The 19,324-nt window shown below is 69.7% G+C and carries 18 protein-coding genes; all 18 read left to right on the forward strand.

What is annotated here, in order from left to right; genetic code table 11:
- Positions 1 to 175: 175 nt before the first annotated feature.
- The 18 genes from ACFVYL_RS21320 to ACFVYL_RS21405 all read left to right on the forward strand — a co-directional run bounded on the left by ACFVYL_RS21320 (position 176) and on the right by ACFVYL_RS21405 (position 19,299).
- Positions 176 to 559, forward strand: coding sequence for a hypothetical protein (locus ACFVYL_RS21320; protein ID WP_389718367.1), 384 nt, complete (start codon positions 176 to 178; stop codon positions 557 to 559).
- Positions 541 to 3,147, forward strand: coding sequence for an ATP/GTP-binding protein (locus tag ACFVYL_RS21325; RefSeq protein WP_389718369.1), 2,607 nt, complete (start codon positions 541 to 543; stop codon positions 3,145 to 3,147). Before ACFVYL_RS21320 ends, ACFVYL_RS21325 begins: the two co-directional genes overlap by 19 nt.
- A 542-nt stretch (positions 3,148 to 3,689) precedes the next feature.
- The gene (locus ACFVYL_RS21330; protein WP_389718371.1) at positions 3,690 to 4,226 is read left to right on the forward strand and encodes a hypothetical protein; all 537 of its coding nucleotides are present in this window, start codon (positions 3,690 to 3,692) and stop codon (positions 4,224 to 4,226) included.
- A gap of 425 nt (positions 4,227 to 4,651) precedes the next feature.
- Entirely contained in the window at positions 4,652 to 5,101 is a 450-nt protein-coding gene (locus ACFVYL_RS21335) for an ATP/GTP-binding protein (protein ID WP_389718374.1), read from the forward strand.
- 31 nt (positions 5,102 to 5,132) lie between these two features.
- Complete coding sequence (locus tag ACFVYL_RS21340; RefSeq protein ID WP_389718377.1) at positions 5,133 to 5,813, forward strand: SAF domain-containing protein; 681 nt, start codon at positions 5,133 to 5,135, stop codon at positions 5,811 to 5,813.
- A 3-nt stretch (positions 5,814 to 5,816) separates the two neighbouring features.
- Positions 5,817 to 6,737 (forward strand): hypothetical protein, encoded by a 921-nt coding sequence (locus ACFVYL_RS21345; protein WP_389718380.1) that lies wholly within the window; start codon positions 5,817 to 5,819, stop codon positions 6,735 to 6,737.
- Positions 6,730 to 8,253, forward strand: a complete 1,524-nt coding sequence (locus tag ACFVYL_RS21350) for a CpaF family protein (RefSeq protein WP_389718383.1) — start codon at positions 6,730 to 6,732, stop codon at positions 8,251 to 8,253. The genes ACFVYL_RS21345 and ACFVYL_RS21350 overlap by 8 nt, the downstream gene beginning before the upstream one ends.
- Positions 8,250 to 9,203 (forward strand): type II secretion system F family protein, encoded by a 954-nt coding sequence (locus ACFVYL_RS21355; RefSeq protein ID WP_389718385.1) that lies wholly within the window; start codon positions 8,250 to 8,252, stop codon positions 9,201 to 9,203. The genes ACFVYL_RS21350 and ACFVYL_RS21355 overlap by 4 nt, the downstream gene beginning before the upstream one ends.
- A complete protein-coding gene (locus tag ACFVYL_RS21360) occupies positions 9,200 to 10,102 on the forward strand; it encodes a hypothetical protein (RefSeq protein WP_389718386.1) in 903 nt (300 codons plus the stop codon). The genes ACFVYL_RS21355 and ACFVYL_RS21360 overlap by 4 nt, the downstream gene beginning before the upstream one ends.
- Positions 10,103 to 10,151: 49 nt before the next feature.
- Positions 10,152 to 10,373, forward strand: coding sequence for a hypothetical protein (locus ACFVYL_RS21365; protein ID WP_389718388.1), 222 nt, complete (start codon positions 10,152 to 10,154; stop codon positions 10,371 to 10,373).
- Entirely contained in the window at positions 10,370 to 10,783 is a 414-nt protein-coding gene (locus ACFVYL_RS21370; protein WP_389718390.1) for a TadE/TadG family type IV pilus assembly protein, read from the forward strand. The genes ACFVYL_RS21365 and ACFVYL_RS21370 overlap by 4 nt, the downstream gene beginning before the upstream one ends.
- Positions 10,780 to 11,292, forward strand: a complete 513-nt coding sequence (locus ACFVYL_RS21375) for a hypothetical protein (protein ID WP_389718392.1) — start codon at positions 10,780 to 10,782, stop codon at positions 11,290 to 11,292. The genes ACFVYL_RS21370 and ACFVYL_RS21375 overlap by 4 nt, the downstream gene beginning before the upstream one ends.
- Positions 11,293 to 11,375: 83 nt before the next feature.
- Complete coding sequence (locus ACFVYL_RS21380) at positions 11,376 to 11,765, forward strand: pilus assembly protein TadG-related protein (RefSeq protein WP_384251143.1); 390 nt, start codon at positions 11,376 to 11,378, stop codon at positions 11,763 to 11,765.
- 2 nt (positions 11,766 to 11,767) lie between these two features.
- Complete coding sequence (locus ACFVYL_RS21385; protein ID WP_389718395.1) at positions 11,768 to 15,166, forward strand: LysM peptidoglycan-binding domain-containing protein; 3,399 nt, start codon at positions 11,768 to 11,770, stop codon at positions 15,164 to 15,166.
- Between the two features lie 462 nt (positions 15,167 to 15,628).
- A complete protein-coding gene (locus tag ACFVYL_RS21390) occupies positions 15,629 to 16,228 on the forward strand; it encodes a hypothetical protein (RefSeq protein WP_389718397.1) in 600 nt (199 codons plus the stop codon).
- A 1,138-nt stretch (positions 16,229 to 17,366) separates the two neighbouring features.
- On the forward strand, positions 17,367 to 17,582 hold the full coding sequence (locus tag ACFVYL_RS21395; RefSeq protein ID WP_389718399.1) for a hypothetical protein: 216 nt from the start codon (positions 17,367 to 17,369) through the stop codon (positions 17,580 to 17,582).
- A gap of 2 nt (positions 17,583 to 17,584) precedes the next feature.
- Positions 17,585 to 18,478, forward strand: a complete 894-nt coding sequence (locus ACFVYL_RS21400) for a helix-turn-helix domain-containing protein (protein WP_389718638.1) — start codon at positions 17,585 to 17,587, stop codon at positions 18,476 to 18,478.
- Between the two features lie 2 nt (positions 18,479 to 18,480).
- Entirely contained in the window at positions 18,481 to 19,299 is an 819-nt protein-coding gene (locus tag ACFVYL_RS21405; protein WP_389718400.1) for a hypothetical protein, read from the forward strand.
- Positions 19,300 to 19,324 lie beyond the last annotated feature (25 nt).

Below are 19,324 nucleotides of genomic sequence, written 5' to 3' on the forward strand. Positions count from 1 at the left end.
CACCCTGCTGCTTGCCCTGGTCGGCGGCCTGCTCTTGGCGGCATCCCCCGGCGAGTCCGCGCAGGCCACAGGGCCCCCTTCCGCCCCTGTGGCGTCCGCGCCCGGGCCGCAGAGGCACAGCGCCTCCCTCCGCCCCGCCCGGCCCGCCCCGGGGCCGGCGAGTGCCGCCCCGAGCTTGTCGGCATCTGGCGGCGGCCGTGCCACCGACCCGGAGATGCAGCAGCAGCTGGAGAGCGCGTGGCCGCCGGATCTGCCCGTCGCGGACGAGGAGCAACTGCGCCGTCAGGGAGCAGCCTTGCTGCAGGCCGATGCGACCGGAGTGGGCCGCGGCCGCTTCCCCCAGGTGTTCGGCACGCGCCCCCAAGGCCTGATGGCGCCCGCCTTCAGCCGCCTGCGGATCCAGGCGGCCATCGCCCGCCGGGACCATGCCGCCGACCGGGCGGTGGTGCACCTGGTGTGGGCGGGCGCCGACCGGGGCGGGACCTTCACCGACGGGCGCACCAGCCGCTACCTCTTCCACCGAGCCAAAGGAGCCGCCACATGGTCACCCCGCACCTGACACCGCAGGCCGCCGGCCCGCTCGCCTACGCGACGGGGGCAGCCCAGATGGTGCTGTGGCTGGCCGCGCACTGGTGGCTTCTCGCTCTGGCCGTGGCCGCGCTCCTCATCGCCGCCGTGGCTCTGACCCACCATCTGGCAATGAAGGCCTCCCAGGAGCGGATGAGTCTGGAGCTCTCTCCCGCCCCCTACTTCGAGCCCACCACGGAAGAGATCTTCAGGCGCGGCGTGGAGCTCGCCCGGGCGTGCACCGCCTTGCCGTGGTGGGCGCCGCGCCGCACCAAGGCGGTGCGGATCCGGCTGCGCGCCGATGACCGCCATCCCTTCGCCTACCGGCTCGAAGGACCCGCGGGGGCCGAACGCATCCTGTCCACCACACCGTTCGGCCCGCACGTCCGCGTTGCCAAGGCCTCGCCGCTGGCCGACCGGGCCCGGGCGCACGAGGTGCGCGCCGAGTTCCTCCTGCGCGGCAATCCGGTCGCCGGGCTGCGCGAGGTTCCGCTGCGGCCCGACCCACTGCAGCCACTGGTGGACGCCGTCGCCGACCTGCGCACCGACCTGGGCGACCTGGCCGAGGTCTGCGTCGATCTGCAGCGGGCCCCCAAGTGGGCGCTCAGGGTGCGCCGCTGGCAGCTGATGGGCCGCGCCCGCCGCGCCGAGGAGCGGGAGGCGGCGCGCGCGGCGCGCTGGCTGCAGCGCGACGGGGCGGGCCTGGACGTGTCGCTGGTCGCTCACCTGCAGCAGTTGCTGTCCGAGCGCGGCAGCGGGGCACTCCGTGCACGCCCGGTGGTGATGCCGCCGTCGGTAGGCCGCGTGGACCGCTCCGAGGCGCTGGGCAAGCTCGCGGAGGACGACCAGCTGGTGCGGGTGCAGATCCTGGTGCGCTGTGCCTCCGACATCGAGGGCCGCGCGCACGCCCGGATGGCGCGGATCCAGGCCGGCTTCGACGTGTTCGGCGGGTCGGCGCGGCTGGCCATGCGCGGCCTGCGGATCGGGCCCTGGCGGCTGGGGGCCGACCGCTGGCCGCACCGTGCCGTCTTCGACCGGCGCTGGCGGACCGGGCAGTGCGAACCGCCGCGCGCGAACTGGGTGCGCCTGGAGGAGCTGACCGGGCTGCTGAAGCCGCCCACCGTGCACTGCCGGCTGCCACTGCTGCCCGCGGACCTGCCCACCTGGCGGCCGGGAGATCCCGAATTGCTGCTGCAGGGCTGGTACCGGGGGCCGGACGGGCAGCGGCGGCTGGTGGCCACACACGCCGCCGAGACGCTGTACGAGCTGGGCGTGGGCAAGTCAGGCGGCGGAAAGACGGAACTCGCCATAGCGCAGGCGATCGGGTATGCCCATGCCGGGGGCGGGCTGTTGTTCATCGACCCGCACCGCGACAGCTTCGCCCGGGCCGCGCCCTATCTGGCCCATAAACACGTCGCGCAGCGGCTGGCCCGAATCGACCTGACCGGCATCGGCGCCAACCCACAGGTCAGCTCGTGGAATCCGATCGGCATGGATCACCAGCGGGCCCGTCACGAGGTCGTCGAGGGCGTAGTGGACTCCTTCGCGGCCGCCTTCGGGTGGGACGACGCCTCCGCACCGCGCGCGATCGCGATCCTCACCGCGGCCTTGACGGTGCTGACCGCGGTCAACGAGCTCGCCTGCCGGGCCGGGCGCCCGGCGGATCAGGCCACCATCTTCCACGTCCGTGCGCTGCTCACCGACGCCGGCTTTCGTGCGCAGGTGCTCGACGCCGTCGGCAGCTTCCTCAATGAGGACTCACGCGCCTGGTGGGAGCACACCTTCCCCACCCTCCCGCCCGATGCGTTCGCGATCCTGCTCAATCCGCTGACCCGGCTGTCCGGCAACCCAGTCACCTACGGGTTCCTCGGTCAGGGCCAGGGCATCTACAACATCCGCGCGGCCATGGACGACCGCATGGTCGTGTGGGTGTGCACAGCCGGCCGCGGTCCCACCGACCGTCTCGTGGCCGCTCTTCTCAATCGTGATCTGCTGCAGGCCGGACGCTCCCGCGTAGACCTGCCCGCGGACCAACGGCTGTGGTTCAGGGCCTACTTCGATGAGCTCATCACGCTCGCCGAGGCGTCCTCGGACTCGATTGCCAGCATGTTCGAGGACTTCCGCAAGTACCGCGTGCAGATCCATGCGCTCACCCAGCTGCTGGCCCGACTGCCCAGCGATGTGCGCCAGTCCCTCCTGCAGAACGCATCCACCCTCTCGACCACTAAGGGGTCCCGGGCTGCTATCGCGCCCCTGGCCGAGGAATGGGGGGAGCGTCCCAGCGCTGCCGAGATCGCACACCTAATCCAGTACGACCACTACGCCACCTTCACCGTCGAAGGGCGCCGTATCGGGCCTGTCCTGATCCACGGGCCCCATCTGGACGACGTTTTCGCCCACTTGGCACGCCCGGCCAAGGTCGGCGCCTTGAAGCGATACGCCGACCGCAACGCCGGCACTTTGCCGTTGCCCGACCTCACTGCGCGGGCTGCCGCCCAGTTGCAGCGGGTGTGCGCCTTTTTGAGCGAACACGCACTGGCCCCTGCCGTCACGCTCACGAAAAACCGGAGCTACCAGTGACCCCACACAACCGTTCAGGACACCCTCGATCACGCTCGCCTCCCGCTCGAAGAGCCCTGAACGGAGAGCGGCCCTGCCCTCTCGCCGCGCTGGCGCACATAGGAGGCATGGGCGGGCACGGGATTACTTCCGATCAGGGCGGCACCGTGGCGCGCCGTGTGTGCGGGCCGCGGTGCCCCGTCCACACACCCTGTCACGGCAGGTGAAGCACCAAATAGGTACGTAGCCCGTTATAGATGCATACGCACAAGACCTACAGGCCTGCTGGACTGTGGCGCAATTGCATCACTCGTAGCGGAACGCAACCATCAACTATCTGAATCGCATGGAGCGTTGACAGAGAGCGCCCTACTGTTCGCATCACAAATCGCACGCATGACGACGGCCACAACTGGCCCTATCCGCCCCAGAGTTGCCGGTCTGACCACAGACCGCATCGGGCATTCACCTCAACAGGCCATGCGGGGAGAGCACACATGACATCGCGATCGCACCACTACGTCCGCGCGCGACGAACTATGCCTCTGGTATCTCTCACTGCTGTGCTCGGCATCGCCGTCGCCGCGTGCAGCAGCGGCAGCACCGCGGACGATGGCCCGGACAAAAACCCCACGAAGTCCGCCAAAGTCTCCCCGGCACCGACCAAGAGCTCGGCCGACCCGCAGGCGCAGGAGAAGAAGGCCGCACTGGCCACATATGCCCGCATGTGGGACGAGCAGGTCAAGGCGTACGCCAAAGCCGACACCGAGAGCACGGATCTCAAGAGGTACGCCACCGCGAACGCATTTGCCCGCGCCAAGAGCGACGTAATGGGTCTCAAGGCCAAAGGGATCGTCGCTACCGGCGAACCTCAACACGACACCACGGTCACCAGCATTGACGTCGACCGCGAGGTGCCCCGGGCCACGCTCCGTGACTGCCTGGACACCACGAACTGGCAGTACCAATACCGCAAGACCCGCAAGCCATTTCCCTTGCCGAAGGATCGCATCAAGAAGTACGTCGTCACCGTCAAAGCCGAGCAGTGGGAGAAGCAGTGGATGATTCTCGACGTCACTCCGCACAAACGCGCCTGCTAGCTGCCTCGTTAGGCAGCACAGTGGTGACTGCGGGACTAGTGCTTGCTTCTCCGGCACAAGCCAGTCCTCCGGAGACAGGGTGCACCTCAGTCTCCTCCTTCGTCCTCTGCGACGTAGAGAAGACCTGGGAGCAACCCCGCAGGTCCGGAGGCTCAGCAGATCCAGCCATGCAGGGCAAACACAAGAAGGGGCAGAGGGGTCCTTCCAGCGACTGCATCGTCACCAAAATGAGCCCTCAGCCCCCCTCAAGCAGCGAACTATGGGAGGGCAACAAGCCTGGTACCGGCGCCATATACACACGCACCTGCACAGGAATGCTGGTAGGCACCAGTCTGGGCGTTGGGCCGAGTGTGCCGTTCCAGACATTCTGGTCTGCGGCTGCCCCAGAGCCAACCGTCGACCCGCGAGCCCTTGCCCAACAAGCCGTGGACAAGATGCTGCTGACCGGCCCGAAGATCGCCAGCCCCCAGGCGACGGGCAAATACACGGTCGGGGTCCCGATGTGGTTGTGGGTGGACCCCTCCCCCACCACGTTCGGCCCGAATACCGCCAGCGCATCGGTGGGCAGCGTAACGGTGTCGGCCACCGCAAAGGTGTCCTCGATCCGCTGGTCGATGGGCGACGGCAGGAGCGTGCTCTGCCACGGCGCCGGAACCAAGTACAAGCCGTCGCACGGCATGACCAAGTCGCCCGACTGCGGACACCTTTATCGGGTCCCGTCCAAGAAGCTGACGGCAGGCCGTTTCAAGGGCACCGCGACCGCGACCTGGGCAGTGGAGTGGCACGTCACCGGAGGTGGCGAGACGGGCGAGTTCACCGAGGTCCGCGACAGCGACTTCACGGTAGCCGTGGGCGAGATGAGAGTCCTCGACTAGGCAGGAGGGCAAGCACGTGGTGTTAAAGAACATGACGAAGAACAGGCCGCAGGTGCCCGCCCCGCCCGGCGCTGACCCGGTGATGCGCCCGGACATCGCCATCACCGACCCGGAGCCGCCCCGCCGGCGACGCCGCTCCTTCATGGTGATCGGGTCGGTGATGGTGCTGGCCGGCGCCATCGGCTTCGCAGGGCTGATGAACGCCTCGAGTGAGCGCTCCGATGTGCTGGCGCTGGCCCGCGACGTGCCGTCCGGGAAGAAGATCACCGAGCAGGACCTGCGGGTTGTGGCGCTGCCTGATGATCCCGGGCTCAAGCCGGTCGCCGCGGCGGAGAAGGACGCCGTGGTGGGCCGCCGGGCCGGGGCCGCACTGTCCCAGGGCTCCCTGTTGACCTCTGCTCAGCTCACCGGGCGTGGCGGCCTCAAGGCCGGTGAGGCACTGGTGGCCGTTGAGGTGAAGCGGGGCATGGCGCCGGTGGATGCGCTGCGCCCAGGCGACGCGGTGAGTCTGGTGACGCGGCCCCAGGAAGGCGCGACGGACAAGGAGCAGTCCGAGCTGCCCCAGGTCGCCGGGCGGGTAGCCAAGGTGGGTGTCCCCGTCAGCAGTGGCGACGTCGTCGTCCAGGTTGCCGTCTCGGACGTCGAGAGCGGCGTGGTGGCCTCCGATGCCAGCGCGGGCCGAGTAGCGATCGTCCTCAAGGCCGGGGGCTGATCCATGTCCGTCATGGTGCTCGCCGGCGGACACGGTTGCGGAGTCACCGTGTCCTGTCTGGCGCTGGCTCTGTCCAGTCCACGTCCCTCCCTGCTGGTGGAGGCCGCGGGCCGGCAGGCCTCGATCCGCAGCGGATACCGCCAGGGCGCCTGGGGTGGTGACGTGGGGCTGTGGCACTTGGCCCAGGCCCACCTACAGCATCAGCTCGCCGAGGCCTTCGAAGTGCACCTGCGGCCGCTGGACGCGGATGGCAACCGCCTGATCCTGCCCGGGCTGACCGACCCGGCGCAGGCGTCGGCGCTGTCGGGGACATGGGAGCCGCTGGCGCTGCTGCTGCATGCCATGGACCAGCACGCCGGGTACGACGTGGTGGTCGACGCCGGGCAGGTCGTCGTCAACGGGGGCGGGCTGCATGCCGGGCTGTTCCCGGCCGTGCTCGCCTACCGGGCCGATGTGGTGCTGCTCGTGCTGCGCAACACCCTGACGTCGGTGGCGCAGACGCTGCCGGTCGCCCGCGTGCTGCAGGGCGAGCTGGAGCGGTGCGGCAGCGGCAGCGAGGCGCTGCGGCTGCTGGTCATCCAGGAACTGAGCTCTGCAGCAGGGGGTCTGCGGACGGATGCCATCGCGCGCCGGTTCGGCGTCCCGGTGGTGGACTTGCTGCCGTGGGATGTGCCATCCGGTTCGCTGTTCACCCATGGGGCGCTGCGGCCCCCGCGGCTGGCCAAGCTCCCGTTGCTCAAGCAGGCCCGGAAAACGGCTGCGGCGATCACGGTGGAGGTCAACACGCGGCGCCGGGCGCTGGATATGCCCGCCGCGCCGGTGACGTCACCGCAGGTGGCCGGGGTGCTGCAGCGGTTGGCCGCGGTCCGCCTGGCGGGCCAACCGGTTGATCCCCGGCTGCCGGGGGTGGCCTCTCATGGCTGAGAAGCAGCCGGTGCCCGGGGCGCCACGCCTGCAGGACGTCTTGCGCCAGTCCTTGACCCAGCAGGCGCCTGCCCCGACCGTCGCGCCGACGGCCGACGCGCACACGCGCCACTCTGCGGCGCTGTCCTCGCCCGCGGCGCTGGATGTCACCGAGCAGGCCGGGGCGTTGCCGGTCTCGCCGCAGGACATCGCCACGCTGCGCGACGCGGTGAGCGATGACATCGTCGCCGCGGATGAGCAGGAGCCGCTGGCCGATGAGAGTGCGCGCCGCGAGCGGGCCCGTTCGCTGGTAGCCGAGCGGGTTTCGCGGTGGGCGGTGGACCAGGCGCGGCGGCACGCGACGCTGACCCGCGCGCAGGTGGAGACGCTGTGCCAGTCCGTCTATGACGCGTTGTTTCATGCCGGGCCCTTGCAGAAGTATCTGGACGACCCGGACGTGGAGAACATCGTCGTGCTCGGCGACACCGTCCAGGTCGACTACTTCAACCGGCCCACCATCGCAGTCCCGCCGGTCGCGCAGAACGACGACGAACTGATCGCGCTGATCAACCGGTTGGCGTCCAGCTCAGGGCACCGCGAGCGGCGGCTTTCCGCCTCCTCCCCGATGGTCTCCTTCCGGTTGCCGGACGGCTCCCGCGCCGAGGCCACGACCTTGACCGGTGATCCGTTTTTGGGGGTACGCCGACACCGCGTGATGGCCTCGAGCCTGGAACAGATGCAGAAGTGGGGCACCCTCTCCCCCGCCCTGTCCGCGTTCTTGCACGCACTCGTGCTGGCAAAGAAGAACGTGCTGTTCGCCGGGGATATGGGCACCGGTAAAACGTCACTGCTGCGGGCGCTGGCGAAGAAGATTCCCGCCGACGAGCGGGTGGTCACCCTCGAGTCGGACCGGGAGCTGTACCTCGACCAGGTCGAGGGCGGCGCCCAGTTCCTGGCCATGGAGTCCCGCGAGTCCAACGGCGAACTCGTCGATGGCCGGCCGGTCGGGCAGATCACGGTGGAGGACATGTTTCCGCACGCCCTGCGGATGCTGTCCACGCGCATCATCGTCGGTGAGGTCCGCGACCGCGAAGCGATCGCGATGCTGCAGGCGATGAGCGCCGGCGGTGCCGGCTCCATGTGCACGCTGCACGCCGCCTACCCCAACCTGGTGCTGCCCCGCCTGGTCACGCTGTGCCGGGGGATGCACCGCGATGACGTCCACGAACTGGTGGGCACCGCTATCCACATCGTGGTGTACCTCAAGCAGATCAACCAGACCCGTCAGGGCGGGCGCCGCCACCGGTTTGTCTCCCACGTCCTGGAGGTGCAGCCCGGTGAGGGCGGGCACCCCTCCATCCAGGAGATCTTCTCGCCCGGGGGGTCCGATCCGCGCGGGATCCCGCAGCTCGTGCCGTCCTTCATCGAGGAACTGGAGGCGCTGGCCGGGTTCGACCGGCGCTGGCTGACCGTGCCGCAGTACGGCGCATGGCCCGCCCCGCTGGACCTGATCGGCACGAGGGAGGACGCGGCGTGAGCACAGATCAATGGAATCTGCTGGCCGCGGTGTGCGGGGCGCTACTCGTGGGCGGGGGCCTCCTCGCGGTGCGCGGCGCCGTCCCGGCGCCTCTGGCCGCCCAGCGTCCCCCCTCGCCGTGGGTGGCGCGCTGGTGGCAGGCGCGAGAGTCGCTGCCCGATGCCTGGGCGCGCCGCTACCGGTTCATCATGGCCCTGGCGGGCCTGTGCGCGGTCGGGGCCTGGCTGTACTGGGCACGGCCGGTGCATGGGCTGCTTGCCGCGGTGGGGGTGCTGGGTATCCCGTGGATCTGGAATCCGGCCGGCACCAGCCAGCGCCAGATCGTTCGCTTGGAGGCGCTGGCGGAGTGGATGCAGCAGCTGGCGGGGGTGCATGAGTCCGGCGGCACGCTGGACAGTGCGATCACCGCGTCGGCGACGCGTGCTCCGGTGACCATCCGCCCGCAGGTACGGCTGCTGGCCGCGCGGCTGCGGGTGGGCTCCAATCCGGTGCTGGCCTACCGGCAGTTCGCCGATGCCTTCGCGGACGGCGCCGTCGACAACGCGGTCATGCTGTTCCTCACGCACGCCCAGGACCACGGGCCGGGACTGAGTCGGGCCCTGCAGTCCATGGCCCACCTCACCGAGCAGGAGGCCATCACCCTGCGCACGGTGGATGCCAAACGCAGCCAGGTGCGCACCGGGACGCGCTGGGTTTCCATCATTTCGCTGGCGATCGCCGCGTACATCGTCACCAACCCGTCGTGGGGGGAGATCTACCGCACCGCGCAGGGCCAGCTCGTGCTGCTCGCCCTGGGGCTGATGTTCGCCGCGGCTCTGGTGGGGATGCGCAGACTCGCTCTGTCGCGGCCGGCACCGCGGCTGCTGGCCCCGCTGCCGGTCCCCGGCTCGGCCGGTCCCCTCGGGTCTGTGTCGGGCCCCTCGGTCCGGACGAAGGGGGCACTGCTGTGATCTCGACCGGCGCACTGGCCTACGGTGCGATCGCCGGCGCAGGCCTGTTCCTGGTGGTACGCGAACTGCTGCCCGCCCGGCCGGACATGGACGGCGTCCTGGACCGTCTGGAGAACACCACAGGCCAACCTGGGCAACCGGCGACGCCGGACGGGCACGGACGCGGTGCGCCCACGGTGTGGGAACGGGCCGGCGTGCAGATCCTGGCCTCCCACGGCCACCGCCTGAACGTGCCGCGCGCGGACTTGGAACTGCTCAACAAGTCGGTGCCCCACCATGTGGGCACCAAAGTGGTGGGGTCCCTGGTGGCCCTGGCCATGGTGCAGGCCGGTGGGCTGCTGCTGAACCTGGCAGGCTTGGGGATCTCCTTTGCTCCGCCGCTGCTGGTCTCGGTGGGCTTCGCCGCCTACATCTGGTTCTCCGCGGACGCCGACGTGCGGCGCAAGGCCAAGGCAGCCCGCCTGGAAGTGCGCTACGCCATCGCTTCCTTCCTGGAGCGCGCCCAGTTGGAGCGTGGCGCGAACGTTGGGCCCGAGGCAGCGGTCCAGCGCACCGCCGAGGTTGGCGACCACTGGATCCTGACCCGCATCAGTGCCGCCCTCAAACGCGCCGAACTGGCGGGCATCCCGCAGTGGGAGGCCCTCAAACAGCTCGGCGAGCAGCTCGACATCCCCGAGCTGGCCGCCCCGGCGGAGTCGTTCTCCCTGGCCGGTGCCGGCGCCTCGATCCAAAAGACGCTGGCGACCCAGGCGCTGCTGCTGCGCCAGCGGCTGCTCACCGACCGGGAGGCGGAGGCGAACGCGGCATCCGAGCGCCTCGTCGTGCCGGGCACGGTGCTGTTCACGGTCGTGCTGGTGATGTTCGCCTACCCGGCGTTCAGCGCCCTGACATCCATCTGACGACTTGACCGCGCACCCGTGGTGCGCCCTCCGACGAGGAGTTCCGATCATGAAGTTCACGGGGTTTGAGAAAGTGGCCTTGTGCCTGCACACGGCGTGGCTGACGCGGGCGGAGAAGATGGGCGGCGCCCGCCGGGATGCCGGGATGGAGACGCTGGAGAAGCTGATTCTGGGCGCGGTGGTGCTGGGCGTGGCGGTGGCGTTCGGCACCGTGTTCAAGAGCACCTCCACGACGCTGATCGACCGGTTCAAGGCCGCCGTCGGCGCATGAGGAGTCGCATCCGGCGGTGGTGGCGCGTACGGCGGCAGGCCGTGGGCGGCGGCCGCGGACAATCGGGAGTCTCCACGCTGGAGTTCCTGGTCATCGCGCCGATCCTGCTGTTCATCTCCTTGGTGGTGCTGCAGCTGGGTGTGTACTTCCTGGCCAGTACCGCCGCCCACACCGCGGCCCGCAAGGGCGCACGGAGCGGTGCGCAGTTCCAGTCCAGCCCTGGGCAGGGCGCGGCGCGCGCCGAGGACTGGCTGGCCCGGGTCGGAGTGGTGCAGCAAGCCCGCGTGAGCACCGCCGGGTCGAGCGGGGAGCGGGTGCGGGTGACCGTCTCGGGGCGGGTCATGAACTTCCTGCCGTGGGACGTGCGGATCGAGCGCAGCGCGGAGGACACCGTGGAGAAGAACCAGTGAACGAGCGACGTAGCCACGCGCACGCCCACCACCGGGATGCCGGGGAACGTGCTGCGGCGCTGGCCGGCCGCCGGGAGGGCGATCGGGGTTCGTACACGCTGGAGGCTGTGGTGTGCCTGACCGTGCTGGTACCGATCCTGGGAATCATCGCTGCGTTCGGGCTGGCCGGACTCGGAGACAGCACGTCCGCCAATGCCGCGGCCGCGGCCGCCCGGGCGGCCAGTGAGTCCACCGACCCCTCCACCGCGCAAGCCCGGGCCCGGCAGGCAGCGCTCAGGTCACTGGGGCAGGCGCAGCGCACCTGTGCCAGTTCCGACGTCCAGGTCGACACCAGCCGGTTTCCCTCGCAACCCGGCCAGGCGGGCAGCGTCACGGTGACCGTGCACTGCACGATCCCGCTGGCGCAGTTGGCGGTGCCGGGGCTGCCGGGCTCCAAGACGCTGCGGGCGACCCGGCACAGTGCAGTGGACCGGTATGTGGCCCGCACCAACGAAGGGCGCACCCCGTGACGGTGCCAAGGAGAGCCGCCCGGCAGGGCCGCGGCTGGGCCCGCCCCCGCTGCCTGACTCAACACCGCGGCGACCGCGGCTCGGTGACCTTGTACTTCCTCGGCTTCGCGATCGTCATGATCGGACTGCTCGCGCTGCTGGTGGACGGCGGGCGCCTGCTGATGGCCGACGCGGATGCCGAGGACATCGCCGCGGAGGCGGCCCGCGCCGCGGGCCAGGAGATCAACGCTCCGGGTGCCATCACCGGCCAGGGCACCCGCGCCGACCCGGACAAGGCCGTCGCCACCGCCCAGGCCTTCCTCGCCGACGCCAAAGTCCAGGGCACCGTCACGGTTGCCGCGGACGGGCAGAGCATCACCATCACCGTCCACGACACCTACCAGACCCTGCTGCTAGGTGGATTCGGCTACTCCAGCATGCAGGTCACCGCACACGCCGACGTCACGCTCGAACGCACCGACCCGGGAGCATAAAGATGTCCCACTCCTCCCCCGGCCGCCCCGCCCTGCCCGCGCGGGTGCTGCGCGCAGCGGGCAGCCTGGCCGTTCTGGCGCTGCTGCTGAGCGGTGTGCCGTGGGTCCTGGCCGCCGCCGGCACCCTCCCGGCCGGCATACCCAGCGGCACGGACATCACCGAGGCTCTGATGTCGCCGGACGACGGGCATGTCCTGTTCACCGTGCTGACCGTGCTGGCGTGGGCATTGTGGCTGTGGTTCGCCCTGGGCGTGCTGGCCGAGATCCCCCATCTGCTGCGTCGCCGCCCGTCTCGTGGACAACGCCGCGTCTTGGGCGCGCCGCAACGGCTGGCCGGGTTCCTCCTGGGCGGGCTGCTGGTGCTGCCCGCCGGTACGGCGATGGCCTCCCCGGTTCCCGCGGCGGCCGCCACCGCACCTCTGCACTTGGCCCACACCGTCCCGCACACGAAGGCCCCCGCGGCGCCCGCCATCACCGCCGCCTTGCGGGCTGAAACGCCCGTGCAGAGGGGGCCGGTCCATGTGGTGGGTGAGACGGGGGACACTGTGTGGGACCTGGCCGTGGAGTACCTGGGGTCGGGAAGCCGCTCCGCCGAGATCCGCCGGCTCAACCCGGGTCTTCCGCAGGGCGCGCTGTTGCCCGCCGGGCTCCACGTGCAGCTCCCGGCCGATGCCCACATCTCCTCCCCCGCCCCGGTGTCCGAACAGGCAGGGGGCAGCGGCGAAGCTGGGAGGCGGATGCGGCTCGCGGCAGCCCAGCGCCCAGCAGCAGCGGCCAGGGACGACCAGGGCGAGCGGATCCATACGGTCGAGGCCGGGGAGTCGTTGTCCGCCATCGCCGCGGACGAGCTGGGCGATGGCGACCAGTGGCCGCAGCTATTCGACGCCAGCAAGGGGCATGACCAGCCGGGCCATACACCGCCGCTGCACGATCCCGACCTGATCTACCCCGGCCAACAGATCACCGTGCCCGCGGCGCCGGGCCCCACCACACCCGGGGCCCCCGGCGATAAGAAGGAGGAACACAACCCGCAAGATGCTGGCGCCGACGGTGGCAAGGACACCGATCGCGAACCCGGCCCCGGGGCCGGGGAGAGCGGTCCCACGAAGCCGTCGGCCACACCCGAGAAACCCGACCGTGAGGATCAGCGGCCCACCCACCGGCCTTCCCCTCCCTCCGATGCGTCCACACCGTCCGGTAAGCCGACTTCGGTGCCCGCCCCGGACACTGACCCGTCCACGGAATCGGAGGTGTTCACTCTGCGCACCGCGGGGGTACTGGCCTCCCTGGCGGCCGCAGTGACTCTGGCCCTGTCCCTGCGCCGCATCCTGCAACGCCGCAGCGCCCGGCCCGGCGAGCTCATCGCCATGCCCCAAAACACCTCCCCGACCGAGGCGCAGCTGGCTCAGGCCGCTGAACCCACGGGCATCCTCCGACTCGACCGGGCGCTACGCACCCTTGCTCACCACGCCGCCCAGCAGGGGCACGCTCTTCCGGCCCTGCGCGGGGCCCAGATCACCGACCGCAGCGTGCAGGTCCTGCCCGACGACCTGCAGGCCGCCGCCGTACCCCCCTTCACGGCCGGCCGAGCTGGCTGGTGGGTGTGCGAGAACACCGCCGAGCTCCTCGCCGAGGACGAGGCCGCCGACGTGCCGCCCCCCTACCCAGGTCTGGTCACCGTCGGCGCCGACGGTGACGGCCAGCTGGTGCTGCTCGACCTGCCGCACACCGGTGTCCTCCTGCTGGACGGAGACCGCGCGCACCGCACGGAGGTCCTCACCTCGCTGGCCCTGGAACTCGCCATGAGCCCCTGGGCGAGCGACGTGGAAGTCGTCGTCGTCGGGTTCGGCGAGGGCCTGAACCACCTGCTGCCCACGGGCCGCATCGCGCACATCAGCGCAACCGCAGACGCGGCACGGGACTTTGCCGAGCGTCTCCTCGAAGCCCACCAGGAACCCAAGGAATCCCGCACTCCCTACTTGATCCTGTGCGCTGCCGACCTCGATGCCGACAGCTCCTGGCAGCTCGCCGAAACCTTCCACACATCGAGGACCACCATGAAGGTCGCGCTCATCGTCCCCGCCGGCCAGGCCCGTCTCCTCTTCGAGGACAGCGACCTCCTGGATGCCGCCAACACCCAACCGCAGACCCTCGACAGCCTCGGTCTCGACATCACCCTGCAGCGCCTGGAACGCGACGCCCTCGAAGAGGTCACGGCCGCCCTCAAGGTATCCGGACAAGAGCCGCGCCCCGCCGACGGAGCCTGGCAGCACGTGCCGTCCGAGACCCGGACCGCGCACGCGGCCCGCACCACGGCTTCCCCACACACCGGCCCGCCCCGCACCTCCGCAACCGACCCCCTCGGCCCAGCTGCCGGTGCAAGGAGCGCCAGCTCCCACCGCACGGCCGACGACGGAAAAGGTGACGGCGGGCTGGGGATCTTCCCTGCACTCCTGACCGCCTCCGCCTCTCCCACCACCGTGCCCGACCTGCCCGCACAGGAAGACCCTGACGGGCCCGATACACCGCTGGCCCCCGCAGCCGAGGACGACGAACAGCCCGCTCCCACGCTCCCGCAGGCGCCACCGGCACCCTCGCACAACTCCAGCAGCCCCTCCCCCGAGCCAGCCGCCGGCAGCCCGGGCTTTGAAGGCCCGCGTCCCGGTGTGCCGCTCATCCAAGTGCTGGGGACCGTCGCCATCTCCGGCGTGGCCGCCTCCCGTCACGGCGCCCGCGAGGCACAACTGGCAGCCCTGCTCCACCTGCGTCCCGGGCGCACTGCGGACGCCCTGTGCACGGAGATGGACCCGTCCCACCCCTGGGCAGCCGAGACCCTCAACTCCCGGCTCGGCGGCCTGCGCCGCGCTCTCGGCAAAGACGACACTGGCATGTGGTACGTGCCACGGCGCTCCGTGAAGGGCGACCCGTTCACGCTCTCGGCGAAGATCTGCTGCGACTGGCACGTCTTCCTGCGGACCGTCGAGGCCGCTCTCCCCCACGGCCCGGCCGGCCTGCCCGACCTTGAACGCGCCCTCCATCAGGTCCGCGGGAAACCCTTCGGTGCCCAGCCGCTGCCCTGGAGCGAGCCGCTGCAGCAGGAAATTGCGATGCGCATCGTGAGTACAGCGCACACCGTGGCAACGTTGCGTCTGGAGTCCGGTCCACACCATGACCTGACCCTGGCCCGCCGCGCCATCGCCATCGGACTCGAGGTCGACGACAGCGCAGAACTTCTCTACCGGGACTGGTTCCAGATCGAAGCGGCCGCAGGCAACCGGAGCGGCCTGACCGCAGCGATCTCCCGCCTCGACCAGGTCAACCGCTCCCTGGGCCTAGCGACCGAACTCGACACGGAAGTCCTCATGCGCAAACTCCTCGACCAGACCGGCGGTCAGGGGTGATATGCAGACAGCCGACCGCGCCTTCAGATTCGCGAGCCGCGCAGCACGCCTGCGCACGAAGGAGACCGCAGCCAGCCGGCGGTGAACCGCAAGGTGGAGTCAGGCTCTTCAGAGAGGGCAACTGATCTGGTTTGCAGGCAGTTTGGGGGCACCGTGATCGCAGCAGCGGGTTGGTTGTGACGTTGTTCAGCGGTCCCGGCATGTTGGCTGCCAGCGGCCCCAGTTGGTGGGTCGTTCGGGCGCATTGAGGCGTGGTGACGGGGCGAAGTGGCCCAACCTCGGCTCTTGCGGTGAGAGGGTTCCATGGTTTCCGGCAGGGGCAGTGCTGTGGATCTCATTGTCCAAGCAGGAGGAGCAGGGAGTTGTTGGCACGTCCTGTCCAGGGGTCGTGGATGCGCAGGACGTTAGGCATGGCCTGTCAGTGGTCACTGCCAGACTCTGGGTATGACGTGCCGTGACTTTGTGACACTCACCCTGCAGGAACAGCTCGCCATGACTGCCGAGGCCGATATCCCAGATGTGTGGGACGACGACGCATCCTTCGGCTGCCAGTTGCGCGGGTCTCACTCCGGCCGACATGTCGCCTTCATCGACCACCTCGCCTGGGACGAGGACCCCCCGGTTATGACGTACTGGCTGTGGTGGGACGCCAGCGGCCACACCCTGACCCGCGCCTCTTCATGCTCCGGCTGCCACCTGCCGCAAGGGCATCCGACTGACTCAGGCTGCAGCGCAGATGCCGAACAGTGCACGGCAGAAACCGACATCACTGACAGCGACAGGGCCATGTTGGAAAACCTGGCAGATGCCGTACACGAAGCTGAGACACACCATCGCTGCCAGTACACGGCTGACCACGGCGGTCCGCATGTCCGCCTGGCACAGAGTCAGGACCGAGCCGACAACACCAGCACCGCCTGGTGGGTGTGCTGGCCTACCTCCGACACCAGCCGCCCCTATGCCCTCTCGGTAATGCGCGAATGCCCCGCCACCGCGGCCGCAGCTAACGACGATGGCCTGTGCCTGCACCCTGCCGGGCATCCGGGCAGTCACCTGTTCTAGGACATCCGGCAACGTTGTCCCTGTTTAGGGCGGTGTCGCAGTCCAAGAACGCCGAGGCGCGCATTGATCTCGCGCCTCCGTTCCGAACGCCTCTTTTGCGATACCACGTACCCCAGTTACGGGACGAGGCCGGTCGGTGAGTGGCGGGCCCCGAGACGGGCCGGAAGTCCTGAGAGGCCGTCTCGAGACTTCCGGTCATGTCGGTTGAGGAAACGGCGATCAGCCTGGAGCAATGCCCTCTGCGGCAGCGTTGTCGAGTGGTCGGTCTAATCCGTCCGCCCCCCGGCCGCCCGGCGGTCTCGACAAGATCGCTCACACACCGTTCAACCGCACTCCCTCTGAGGGCATCAGCGGCCGCTGGGCCAGCCACTTGCCAGGTCGAACGAGACCAACAGCACCTGTCAGTTCCGTCGGAAGATCACAGCGGCTGCACCCGCGGTCACGATGGTGGCGAGCAACCATCCGAGAACGACCAGTACGAATGCGATCCGCTGGGAGCCCCGGCGGTGCGCCAGGCAGGCCGCGACGCGCGGTGTGAAGTGCCGTATAAGACGCTGAAGGCCAGGGTTTTCGACCACCGTTGGCCCTTAAATCAGACCAGCACCACACCCATTCGATCACGATGGCGTACTCGCATTCCTGGACCGCGCGCACAAGCGCACCAGTGGTCTGCCGTCGTAGTACAGCTCGTACTGGAAGCGCTCGGACCATTCCAGACAGCCGCGTGTGATGTGTGATCGTCGCGCCGGAGGGCGCCGGCCGGGGGTGGCCCCCTCGCGGCAAACGAGGGGGCCGTCTCCCGGACTGGGATCCCGCAGGGGCACCGTGCGAGTGCCCCTCGGGGCACAGGTGGGTGCGCCTTCCCCTTTATTGGGCGCCGCAGTGGCAACGCGGCGCAAGCGGAATGCGGAACATTGCCCTTTCCGGGCCACAGCGTGCACGAACGCGCGAGAGACGACACGAAATCGCCCGTTCTGCGCCCTCTAAGAGGTCGGGCATTGTTCCCGGATCACCGATGGGCGAGTCCTGACGTCGGTCCGCGCTCCATGCTGGGGCCCGGCTTCTCGACAGGGGGACGCGGCAAACGTCCGAGGAGCTGACCCCCACGGACTAGGAAACCGCCCTCAGAAGGAAGCCCATGACAAGCAGAACTGCCGTTGTCGCAACGGCACTTGTGTCGCTCGTCGCCCTGTGCCTGGTGATGATTGCTCTCGGAGAGACCGTCGCCGCAGCCATCACGCTTATCCCGTCAATCGGCTTCGGGGTACAGCAGATCCTGCAGGCCTACACCCAGCACACCGAAGCCCGGCGCACGGCCACCGACTCGCACGAGGCCGGGGAGTCCCCGCGGTGACCATGCCGATGCCGCCGACCGGGCCAGGTGGTCCGGCGCCGACCAGGCCGGGCCGCAAACTCGGGCCGATCGTTCCCAGCGCGGGCACGGCCCACCGGGCCTGGCTCCAGCCGCTGCGGGATGCCTACCAGGCCAGCGGGGCGACCCTCGAACAGCTCGAACGCAGCATGGGCTGGTCCCGCTCCAAGCTCAGCGAACTCCTGCGCGCGGTAGGTCTCTACCCGCGCTGGGAGTGGGTGCGTTCCCTCATGCGCGCCCTGGGCGTTCCCGACTCATCAGTAGCCGCCCTGCGCGGCCTGTGGGTCATGGCCGCGCTCGAGGTGAACAAGCGCACCGTGTGGATCAACCGTTGCGTTGCCAAAGACTTCCCCGACAGCGAGCGGCCCGTGCATCTGAGTGCCTTCTACGAGCTGTACGGCGCCACCTACTTCCACTACGCCAACACCTTCCTGCGCAGCCCGGCAGACGCGCAACGCGCCGTCAACGACGTCTTCTTCCTCCTCCAGGTCGTCTGGGACGACGCGCGGTCCAGCGACAACACCCCGCGCTTCGCCTGGCGCGTCCTGCGCGAGACCGTCATGGAACGCACCCCCCATCCCGACGGCTACCCCACCCTGGTCGAGTCCGCCTTCGACTCCCTCGCCCTGAACCAAGCCCACGGCAGCGCCGCCGAACTGCGCCAAGTCGAGGAAACCATGACCCTCTTCCAGGCCGTGCGCCGTCTACCGCCCGGCCAGCTGGACGTAACCGTCCTCATGTACCTGCGCGGCATGCAGGACACAGACGTCGCCGACGTCCTCGGCCTTTCTGTCGGTCTGGTCCGCTCCACCGAACTCCACGCCAGACGCAGCCTGAACGACCGCCTCTTCCCCAACCGCTCCACCCCGGAGGGATAACGGTGACCGCACCCATTGATCACCTTCTCGCCAGAGCCCGCCTCATCGATGCCCCCATCCCCATTTCCCCCGCCCCGTCCACATCCAGCGCCTCGCCCCCATGGATCTACTCCCCCATCCACCGGCGGGGTCGCGACAAGCAGGCACGGGACGCCGCCTGCGACCTGCACACCCTGTGCGAAACCGTGCTTACCCGCGCCGCGCTGGATGCCCTGACCCAGGACTTCCTCACCCACGCGCTCCCCACCGAACCCGATGCCGCCCGCGTGCTGGGCTGCATCCTCCAACTGGGCAACGTCCCCGACGCCGCTCGCTTCTGGTGGCAGTTCGCCGCCGGCGCCGGCGATCACATCGCCTCTTACTGCCTCGCTCTGCAGCACCAGTCCCTAGGCGAAGACACCGCCGCCACCTGGTGGATGGAACAGACGCCGGGCGCCACCGACCTCGACGAACACCTGCCCGCCACGCCCGACCAGATTCCCGACATCCACCGGCCAGCGAGCTTGCCCACCACGCTACGGATCCTCAGCAGACTTAGGCCCAGCCGTCGCCTCCGTGCCCGACAACCCCTACTCGCCGCCGTTATGGACTACGTCGTCTCCGCCATCAAATACGTCGACGACGACGTCGAACTCCCCCTGCCAGCGCCTGAATTCGTTGCTCGCATTCGCGCCCTGACCGCCCCAGGCACTTTGCACCCCAGCGATTCGACCATTTCGGACCAGGACGCGGCCCCTCTGCCCGCCCGGCCCCGTGGCGGCCCCGCCCGTTCCGTCTACGGACGCCTCGTCCTGGTGGAGTACATCTGCGCCCCATCTTGATCCGCACACGAACGCGGTTGCCCTG

This window comes from Streptomyces sp. NPDC058308 (assembly GCF_042880275.1).
Lineage (GTDB): Bacteria > Actinomycetota > Actinomycetes > Streptomycetales > Streptomycetaceae > Streptomyces.